Genomic DNA, 9,403 nt, shown 5'->3' with positions numbered 1-9,403 from the left:
GAGCGCTAAGCGCTAACTGAAACGGATTCCTTCCCAGTCGATACATTATGCGATCATCTTGGCCCACAGGAACCCGTACTTCCATCGAACGGACACATTGATTGCCGGCATACGGCGGGTGTTCGACGCCGAGCGTCTCACGCCGACGTCTCCCAAGGGTTGATCACAGAGGCGCCTGTGTCTTCGAAATCCTTGACGTTGCGTGTGACAAGGATGAGATCGTGGACGATCGCGGTCGCGGCGATCAACCCGTCGATATCGCCGCGGGGGCGGATTGCCGCGATGCGGCCCCATTCGACCGCGATTTGGGCCGCCGAGTCTCATCCTGATTGACGCTGAATCTCACCTTGATTGCCGCCGCGCAGCAGTAGTTCAGCCGCCGACGAAGACCAAGCGCTCACGCAGATCCTCGCCAAGTGCGGCTGAAACGGCTTTGAGCATTTCTAGCAATTGAGCGCGGATCGCTGTCATTTACTCATGATCTTCGACTTGAGATGATCGGTGGCGAGATCGACTTCCCGCTGGTTCCCGAGCCTAATCGCATCTACCAGTGCCAGGTACTCATAAAGTCGCTCGTCTTTCAAAGCGGCCTCCGGCACGCTTTTGAAAAGGGGATCGACCGCTTGACCCATCTCTCGTCCAGCGGAGTAGGGCCAGACGTAGTTATAGGTCCCGCCGCTGACGAGAAGCTCTTGAAGCATCGGCGCAGCAAACGCGGTGTGGACGCCGCGTTGTATCGGCCCTACCTGTGCGGGAAACACGAACCTAAGGCCATGGGTGATGAACTCGAAAAGGTTTCGCCGATGTGGCCGTGGTTCATTGGTGCGACTATCTTTCCGCGCGATCCCGGAAGCGACGCTTCTCTTGATCGACTGCGCGATTTCGGTTTTGCTAATCCCGAGCAGAGCTTCAAGATTTCGCACCGAATAAGGGTCGCCCCCGAGGGATTCAGATCGCAGTTGATCTGGCCCCTTTGTGAGTTCCTTGTCTTGCAGGCTGAGCAGCTTCAGCAGGACGATTATGTCTTGGCTCTTCATGGTGACTGTCCTCTGTCCTAGGACTGAGGACACCGAGCACGAACTTTCCCGCTTTGTCAAAGCCAGAGTGGCCGAGAGATTTTAAGCATTGACAAACAGGGCGCGTCATCGAGTTGGCTACTACCGAGATAGCTGGTCGATTCAGTTCAAGGCGAGGGATAGGAGACCCTCCGTGCCGCCGGCTTGCGGGCTCCGATTTCACCTTGAGCCTGGTGGGCGCGTGATCTGACGCGAAGTAGACGTTCGGTCGTCCTCGGCCGAACGCACGCGCCGACGACCCCCTTCGTAAGTGCGAAATCCTTGGCTTCAGTCCCATCATTTCAGCTAAGGTGGGGGACATCGCCCAAAGGGGATTCAAGGCCAATGCCCCCAGAGCAGAAGCACCGTTCGCCCGTTGCGCTGGAACAGCGCGATGTAAGCACCGACCAGCGCATGTTCTCGCCTTCCGTTGCGCGAAATTCGGCGCCGATCCTCGCGGTCCTAAAACGTGTCCTTCCAACACATGGCGCCGTGCTGGAGATTGGATGCGGGACCGGCGAGCACGCCGTGGGTTTTGCGGGAGCAATGCCCAACCTCACCTGGCAGCCGAGCGATCCGGATGCCGACGCCCGCACCAGCACGTCTAGCTGGATCAAATTCGCAGGGCTGAAGAATGTCCTGGCACCGCGGGATATTGATGTGTGCTCAGGACAATGGGGCGTCGAACAAACGGGGCATTTTGACGCCATCGTGTCGATCAATATGACCCATATCGCGCCATGGGCGGCAAGCTTAGGATTGTTCGCAGGAGCTGGCCGTTTGCTTCACGCTGGTGGGCTTCTTCTTCTCTACGGCCCATTCATGCGCGACGGGGCACACAACGCTCCCTCGAATGCTGCTTTCGACGCGGCTCTAAAGGAGCGCAACCCATCCTGGGGTGTGCGTGATATCACTGATCTTGAACAAGTGGGTGAGGCCGCTGGACTTATTCTCCGCGAGACGATCGAGATGCCTACCAACAATATGTTGCTGGTCTTCTCCAGCGGTAGTGCCTGAACGACAAGCGGGCGCGAAAGAGACGTGGGCACGCTGCCGTCCGAGGTCGACCCGAGGACCGTGCGGTATGTGCTAGAATGCTCCCTAAGGCGGAACGCGACAGGCGCACTGCGAGGGGCGGTGTGATCTAACCGGAATTCGCGCGAGCGAGTGCCAAGGTTGTGCTGTTGGAAGGGGAGACGAGGACTATGCCGACACCAGAGCAACCCAGCCTAGTAGTTCGACAGAAATCCCCACAGAACACCGAGTTTCCGTTTGCGTCGCTCTCCGATTGGCTGATCCCAACCGAGCTGTTCTTCGTGCGAAACCATTTCCCCTCGCCGGACCTCAATGCGCGAGACTGGAGATTGCACGTTGGCGGGGCGGTGGAGCGGCCGATCGAACTTGACCTAGACAGCATCAAGGCGATGCGGAGCACGACTTTCCCCGCTGTCGTCGAGTGCGCAGGGAACGGCCGCGTCTACTACGTGCCACCGAAGGAGGGGTTGCAGTGGCAGAACGGAGCCGTCGGTAATGCTGCGTGGACAGGTGTTCTTCTGCGCGAGATTTTGGAAATGGCGGGCGTTAAGCGAACCGCGCGTGAGGTTCTGCTTGTGGGCGCAGACAGCGGCGTGGTCGACACGAACAAGAAAACGGCTTCTCCCGGCCCCATCGCTTTTGCTCGCAGTTTACCGCTTGAGAAGGCCATCGCTTACAGCACGATCCTTGCCTATTCGATGAACGAGGAGCCGTTGACGCGTGATCACGGCTACCCGCTACGCGCGGTTGTGGGTGGCTGGTTCGGCATGGCTTGGGTCAAGTGGATCACGCATATCACGGTTTTGGAACAACCGTTCCTTGGCTACTGGCAGGCGCGCGACTACTTCCGTTGGGAGCGCAACCTCGGGGAACCCAGGCTAGTCCCTCTCGCGGAGATGGAGGTCAAAGCGCAGATCGCGCGACCCGTGCAGGGGGCGCGTCTCATCGCCGGCCAACCGTATCGGATTTTCGGAGCCGCCTGGAGCGGCGAGGCTGTTATCCGGCAGGTGCAGGTCTGCACCGGTGATGGTAGGGGCTGGCGCGAGGGAAGGCTCCTCGAAACAGAACGTCCCTTTGCATGGCGCTTGTGGGAGTACATGTGGACCCCTGAAGAAGTGGGGCGATATAAACTGCGTTGTCGCGCGATCGATGGGGCGGGGTGCGTGCAGCCCGACCTGCAGCGTTCCGACTGCGAGAGCTATGCGGCCAATTGGATCGTTCCGGTGGAGGTTACGGTCGTTCCCGAGCCACAGACCTATGAGGAGGAATTCGTGATCTAATTACCCGCATGGGGCGGAATGGCGCAAACTGCGACCCATGTTTGCAGCAACGGCGGCCGGTGGCTCGATGACCACTATGAGGGCGCGAAGCGGAAAAAATTTCCGCTTTCAGCCGCGGGCGGGGACAGGCCCGCCTCCGCCGGAGCACCAGGCACGGACGCTTCCCAGTCCCCGACTTCGATTCATCGCAGCCACTAGACTGATGCAGTTGACCGGGACTTGTCAGGCCCGGCCAACCTTCACTTACGAGATTGAAAACCTGCGATGAGGCGTCCCAACGGCCGGCCGCTCCCGCGGCCGGGCAAGCAAGGGGGGCGATGAAGCAAATTCCCGAGGTGTAGGATACGACGTTCAGGCTGGCCGGACGTTTTCGGCCTTCGATTTTCCGGTCTTGCGATCCTGGCCAAGCTCGTAGCTGACCTTTTGGCCGTCGCGCAATGAGGTAGCGCCATCAAGCGCCGACACATGGACAAAAACGTCCTGTCCACCGTTGTCGGGCGTGATGAATCCAAAACCCTTGTCCTGGTTGAAGAATTTAACAGTACCGGTTGCCATAGTCATCCTCGTCAGCTGAGTTCTCTGCGTTTTGCCGCAGAACCTTATCCAGCGCCGGCCCCGGTGGCAATCACGCATGCTGCCACTGAGACTTTCGGACTTGAGGGAGCGGCGAGCGGAACTAGTCCGGGACGCGTTTGGCGTGGGCTCGGTTCGGTCCGGTGGTAGACGCGAATCTGCGCCAATGGGCTTTTCGTTGCAAAAAATGCGAGCGCTAAGCAAGCGCACTCCTTGCCACATGCGCTAGCATCTGAAGGAGCCGCGACATGCCGGCCGGCGCCGTTCAGCATCGTCGTAAAGGAGGCGGCGGGTGGCCTGAGCCCCCAATATCGTGTGGGCGACACGGCACAGTCGGAAATGCTAGGGCTGTTCATCGGGCAGGGGCGCGGACTGAAGAAGGACACTTCCCGATGAGCAAAACGGCCATGAACGCCCTGGGGCAGCCCCTTTACTACAGTGGAGATTCGACGGCATGGTTTTCCGCAACCGGATCCGGACCGACCCTCCACGGCACGCCTGGCAATGACTCCCTCTGGGGTGACAGTTCTGTCGATTTGACGATGATCGGCGGCGCCGGCGAGGACATCTATTTTCTTTACTCATCGTTGAACCGGGCCGAGGAGGCCCCCGGCGAAGGCATCGACACGATCAATACGTGGATGAGCTACATCCTGCCGGAGAACTTCGAAAACTTGACTGTCACCGGAAGCGACCGACACGCCTTCGGCAATGATGCCAACAATATCATCACCGGCGGATCGGGCAGCCAGACCCTCGACGGACGCACAGGCAATGACGTTCTTGTCGGTGCGGGTGGTGCCGACATCTTCGTGTTCGAACGTGGCAACGGCAGTGACCTTATCGCTGATTTCAGTTCCAACGACACGGTTCGCCTCGAAGGCTACGGGTTCACCTCGTTTCAGCATGTGCTCGCCAATGTCGCCCAGGAGGGCGACGATCTCCGCCTTGATCTCGGAAACGACGAAAGCCTCGTCCTTGCCGATACGACAGCGGGTGAACTTCGGGAGACCCAGTTTAAGTTGAGCCTCGACCGGTCCGGCTTGACGCAGACCTTTTCCGACGATTTCGACGCGCTTCAGCTCACCACGGGAACCGGGGGAGTTTGGGATGCGAAGTATTGGTGGGCTCCGGAAAAGGGGGCAACGCTCGCTGGAAACGGCGAGCTGCAGTGGTACATCAATCCGACCTACCAGCCGACCGCTTCCGCCAACCCGTTTTCGGTCGAAGATGGCGTGCTCACAATCACTGCAGAGCGCGCCACGGGTTCGATCCAGAGCGAGATTGATGGCTATGAATACACGTCTGGTATGCTGACCACCTATTCCTCGTTTGCCCAGACCTATGGCTACTTCGAAATGCGGGCCGACATGCCGGACGATCAAGGAGCCTGGCCGGCGTTCTGGCTGCTGCCCGCGGACGGTTCCTGGCCGCCGGAACTCGACGTTGTAGAGATGCGCGGACAGGACGCAAATACCGTGATCGCCACATCCCATTCCAATGAAAACGGGTTTCACACATTGAGCCGCGACGCGGTGCAGGTGGCCGATACGGATGGGTTCCACGAATACGGTGTACTTTGGACGGAAGACGAGATCATCTGGTATTTCGACGACACCGAGATCGCACGCTCCGATACGCCCGCGGATATGCACGAGCCGATGTACATGCTTGTCAATCTCGCTGTCGGTGGGATGGCGGGCACCCCGGATGACGACTTCATCGATGGGACCGAGATGAAGATAGACTACATCGAGGCATATTCGCTGGACGATGATTGGTACCTCTAGGCACAAGAAGCGTGCACGGGGATCGGCAGGGTTGTCGGTCCCTCCGGGCATAGAACGCGGGACGCGCCTCATTCGGCTCGTCGTCCGCCGTGTGCCTAGTATGAGGCTCCCTTCGGTGCGGCGAAAGTCGCATAATGCATCAAGGGGAACGCTAGCGGCAGGTTAGCCTAACCCTTGATAGCAGACAGCCGCTCGATTGCATCAATGGGATTGAATCCGAGGATCGCCGCGATTTCGAGAAGCTCTACTACATCGACTCTGCGTTGACCGCTTTCTAGCCGGGCGACGAATGATTGATACTCGCCCAACTTGGCATGAGTTCCGTTTGCGTCAGGCCTGCCGCCTCCCGCTTTTCAATCAAGAGCGCGATGAGCGCCTTGTGCCTCGGTGTCCCAAGCGTTTTGGCCACGAATGCTCACCTTGTTCAAGATGGGGTCTTCAGGATCTGCCCAACCGCAATTTCGAGATCAGGGAGGTGCGGGGTGTGGACTTCAGGATCGGCCTTGGGGTTGCGTGATCCAAGGACGACCGCACGGCCGCCCGCGACGACATCATCGATATCGCCCGGTCGCTGGTCAGAGCGGGGAGGTGAGGAGCGCCGTGTCGGACTGATCCCGACACGCGTCGTCAAGTGCAGCGATACCGAAATCACCAGCGACGGGAAACTCCGTCATCCGTTGTTCAAGGGAATTCGCGAGCTGCGGACAACATCGACGTGTTAGAGCTTGAAAAGCCTCTTCTATGAGGCTCGCTTCACACCGGGCGGTTGCCACGTCCCATCCCCCGCCGGCAGGATGGAAGGCGCTTCCGTCTTCGGCCAGTAAAGGCGCATAACGAGATAGATTTTGTCGTCCGGTGCCGGAAGCCAATTGGATTGCTTGTCCGCGCCGGGGCTGTCTTTCTGGATGTAGAGGGTGAGCGAACCATCCTGGTTCTTCTTCATACGCGGCAGCATGGGAGAGTTGATCAGGTAGCGATTGATCTGGTTCTTGACCAAGAGTTGGCTCTTGCCGTCGTATATCGTCACGGACCAAAATGCATTCACTGGCGGCAATTGATCGGCCGGGAAGGTCAGGGTGTAGTTGTGCTTGCTGCCATCGAGCGGTGCACCGGACGCGTCCGTTCGGGTATAGGGGTACATGGCTTCCACGGCATCGTTGCCCAACAGGCCGCCCTTGGCGGCGCCTGCCCGCATCACCCAATCGCCATTGTAAAAGGCTTCGTCGCCAAAAAACGAGCCAACGTTCCAGCCGTTGATGTTCTTGTTTCCACTGGCCAGCCATTTGTCGACTTTGTCATTTCCTTGCTTCATGGCCACCAGGATCTCGGCTTTATGTTCGAGCGATAGCTCCTTGAACTCGAAGGTCTTGCCGGGACCGATGCCAATCCTGGCAAGTTTCGAACGGACCTCCTTATCCCTTGGTGTTTCAGGGACGAATTGCAGGGCCGCATCGAGATACTGGAAGAAGTTATCCTTGATCCCGGACGTGGTGGCAGGAAGGAACTCGATTGTGGCCGCGGCAGGCGGGGCCGGAAGTTTAAGAAAGCCGGAAAGCGGCTGGGCCTTGTAGCCGGCCTGAATTTTCTCGACATTCGGCATGTCGTCGGGGTTGAAGAGTTGCGTGCGGATAAGCGCGAGCGTGAACGGTGTCGTCGACTGGAAAACCTTCTTGATCCCTGGGGGCGTTTTACCCTTCCAGTCTGGGCCGACGACCAGGTAGTCGCTCGGCTCGGTCCCCGTGGTGCGCGTGCCGATATAGCCGAAATTGTAGGTGTTGCCGTCGATCAATTGGACCGAGTAGTAGCGGTCCTTTTCGACCATCGGCACCGAGATTACCATCGGCTCAGTGCGCAAATCCAGCCAGAGGATTGAGTAAGGCGTGTCGCTGTTCGGCGTAATGACTGCCGTGTCATCCGGGGTTGCGACATGGTGCTCGTTGCTGATTTCGTTAAACGGCGCCTTGAACTGCCCCGAGTTCCTGTCAACGGCGAACTCTTGCATAACCGCATAAATCATCACCAGCGGCAGGCCGTAGATGAAGCCTTCCTCGGCGATGTCCTTTGCTTCGACGAGGCCCGGGTAGCTTTGCGCCATCAGGAGGCTTGGCCTCGCAATCGCGGCGCCAACGGCGATCACTGCGCTGGATCGAAGTAGATCTCTCTTCGTCAACATTTGCCGTACTCCTTTATTGTTCGATGAGCTACCGAAACGATGCGAGCTGTAGGGCAGCACCGGAACCCTGGACGCAATTGTCCGGTTCGTTGGCTGTTGGTGAGTATTCGCAATAGCCGATGCGTGCTGCAGTCAGGATCGCACTGAGCCGCAAGCGGCAGGTGCTAGTACAGAAATTCCGGCTCGTAGTTGCGCCTGGCCACGCCCGTATAGGAGAGCGGCGTCAACGGCATGCCGATGATGTCGATGAACAGAGGTCGCAAGATGTTCCGATCTCAACTTGTGCTACGCATATGCTTACGCCACTAAACAGTATTCGCAATTCGAAACCACTCAATTTGCGCCACAGATGTACTATTTCTGGAGTGTTGCACCCATGGCTGAGATCCCGGTCATCTCCAATCGCATCCTGTCGGGCATGCCGGCCTTCATACGGCGTGAAATGGGGCAAAGGGCGCTGCTGCAGGCCAATCGTGCCATCGGCTTCGATCTCGAACTGACCGAAGGAGAGAACTGCTTCATCCCGCACGCGGCGGTAATCGGCTTCGTCGAAGCGGCTGCACGCATCGCCGGCGAGGCCAACTTTGGAATTCTGATTACGCCGATGATGAACATCGCCAACTACGGCAGCTTCGGACACTACGTATTTAGCGCCGACACCTTGGGGCAGGCCATCGAGCGCAGCATCTCCGGGCTTCGTTATCACAGCACGGGTGATAGGATGTCAGTCGCAGTGGTTGGCGACGAGGTACGGTACAGCTATGTGTTCGCTTTGGCCGGCCATGCTGGATATGCCGGTATTGCCTGTGCCGCAGCAGGTGTCCTGCTCAGCCTCTTCAAGGCTTATCTGTCCGCTGACTGGCGACCGTTGCGCGTCGAACTTGACATCGACCGACCGCCCCAGACGGGCCTTTTTGAAGACGTCTTCCAGTGTTCCGTTCTCTTCAATGCGCCCGCGATAAGCATCGTCATGGATCGGCACCATCTTTCCGCTGCTCCAAGGCATGCGTCATGGCCAATTGTCACCATCGAGGATGTGGCACGCGACCGGCGAGGCGGCGCTCCACGGGATCTGCTCAAGGTCATCATGGAACAGGTCCGCGTCCAAGTTTTCACCGGCAGCGTTTCGATCGATAGTGCAGCGCGATCGTTGGATACGAGTGTCCGGACGCTGCAACGCGAGCTGAATAGGGTTGGCACCGATTTTCGCGGGTTGGCGAGCGCGGCAAGGGTTCAGCGAGCCACAGAACTTCTGCGGCACACGAACGGCTCGATCACGCGCGTGTCGGCAGAGTTGGGATACTCGTCTCCAGCCAATTTCGCCAGAGCATTCCGAAAAGCAACCGGCAACGGGCCGCGGGAGTTTCGCTTGAATGAATCACGTTAAAGGTCCGCCCGTTGACCATTCGGCAGCGCGAACGGCTACCAAGGTGAGAAGTTCTTGGTCAGTCTTGCTTCATCGGTACTTGGCCCATTCGTATTTGCCGTAACAGGTTC

Annotated in this window: 7 protein-coding genes and 3 pseudogenes; 5 read left to right on the top strand and 5 right to left on the bottom strand. The window is 58.6% G+C overall.

The genetic code is table 11. The annotated features are described in order from the left end of the window. Positions 1-137: 137 nt before the first annotated feature. Both BLJAPNOD_RS26925 and BLJAPNOD_RS26920 read right to left on the bottom strand, forming a co-directional pair. Positions 138-308: pseudogene (locus BLJAPNOD_RS26925) on the bottom strand (type II toxin-antitoxin system VapC family toxin); the annotation flags it as partial. Positions 309-467: 159 nt separating this feature from the next. Further along, positions 468-1,037, bottom strand: coding sequence for a hypothetical protein (locus BLJAPNOD_RS26920; RefSeq protein ID WP_115422125.1), 570 nt, complete (start codon positions 1,035-1,037; stop codon positions 468-470). 363 nt (positions 1,038-1,400) lie between these two features. On the opposite strand from BLJAPNOD_RS26920, the gene BLJAPNOD_RS26915 reads away from it, so the two are divergent. Beyond that, positions 1,401-2,072 carry a DUF938 domain-containing protein gene (locus tag BLJAPNOD_RS26915; protein WP_115422124.1) on the top strand — a complete coding sequence of 224 codons (672 nt, stop codon included), beginning with the start codon at positions 1,401-1,403 and terminating at the stop codon, positions 2,070-2,072. A 188-nt stretch (positions 2,073-2,260) separates the two neighbouring features. Continuing rightward, entirely contained in the window at positions 2,261-3,370 is a 1,110-nt protein-coding gene (locus BLJAPNOD_RS26910; protein WP_115422123.1) for a sulfite oxidase, read from the top strand. A 351-nt stretch (positions 3,371-3,721) separates the two neighbouring features. Here BLJAPNOD_RS26910 and BLJAPNOD_RS26905 read toward each other — a convergent pair whose 3' ends face one another. Beyond that, positions 3,722-3,925, bottom strand: a complete 204-nt coding sequence (locus BLJAPNOD_RS26905) for a cold-shock protein (RefSeq protein WP_077505872.1) — start codon at positions 3,923-3,925, stop codon at positions 3,722-3,724. 410 nt (positions 3,926-4,335) lie between these two features. On the opposite strand from BLJAPNOD_RS26905, the gene BLJAPNOD_RS26900 reads away from it, so the two are divergent. After that, positions 4,336-5,733 carry a family 16 glycosylhydrolase gene (locus BLJAPNOD_RS26900; RefSeq protein ID WP_115422122.1) on the top strand — a complete coding sequence of 466 codons (1,398 nt, stop codon included), beginning with the start codon at positions 4,336-4,338 and terminating at the stop codon, positions 5,731-5,733. A gap of 167 nt (positions 5,734-5,900) precedes the next feature. Here BLJAPNOD_RS26900 and BLJAPNOD_RS36205 read toward each other — a convergent pair. Next, positions 5,901-6,142 (bottom strand): annotated as a pseudogene (locus BLJAPNOD_RS36205) (helix-turn-helix transcriptional regulator). A 30-nt stretch (positions 6,143-6,172) separates the two neighbouring features. Here BLJAPNOD_RS36205 and BLJAPNOD_RS36200 point away from each other — a divergent pair. Further along, a pseudogene (locus BLJAPNOD_RS36200) lies at positions 6,173-6,325 on the top strand (LysR family transcriptional regulator); the annotation flags it as partial. 147 nt (positions 6,326-6,472) lie between these two features. Here the strand turns inward: BLJAPNOD_RS36200 and BLJAPNOD_RS26885 are convergent. Further along, positions 6,473-7,906 carry a DUF1254 domain-containing protein gene (locus BLJAPNOD_RS26885; RefSeq protein WP_115422121.1) on the bottom strand — a complete coding sequence of 478 codons (1,434 nt, stop codon included), beginning with the start codon at positions 7,904-7,906 and terminating at the stop codon, positions 6,473-6,475. A 376-nt stretch (positions 7,907-8,282) separates the two neighbouring features. On the opposite strand from BLJAPNOD_RS26885, the gene BLJAPNOD_RS26880 reads away from it, so the two are divergent. Continuing rightward, positions 8,283-9,293 carry an AraC family transcriptional regulator gene (locus BLJAPNOD_RS26880; protein WP_115422120.1) on the top strand — a complete coding sequence of 337 codons (1,011 nt, stop codon included), beginning with the start codon at positions 8,283-8,285 and terminating at the stop codon, positions 9,291-9,293. Positions 9,294-9,403 lie beyond the last annotated feature (110 nt).

Origin of the sequence: Ensifer sp. M14, from assembly GCF_003355565.1 — a bacterium.
Lineage (GTDB): Bacteria > Pseudomonadota > Alphaproteobacteria > Rhizobiales > Rhizobiaceae > Ensifer.
The sequence above is the reverse complement of the archived record's forward strand: the minus strand, read 5'-3'. Positions and strand labels throughout refer to the sequence as shown.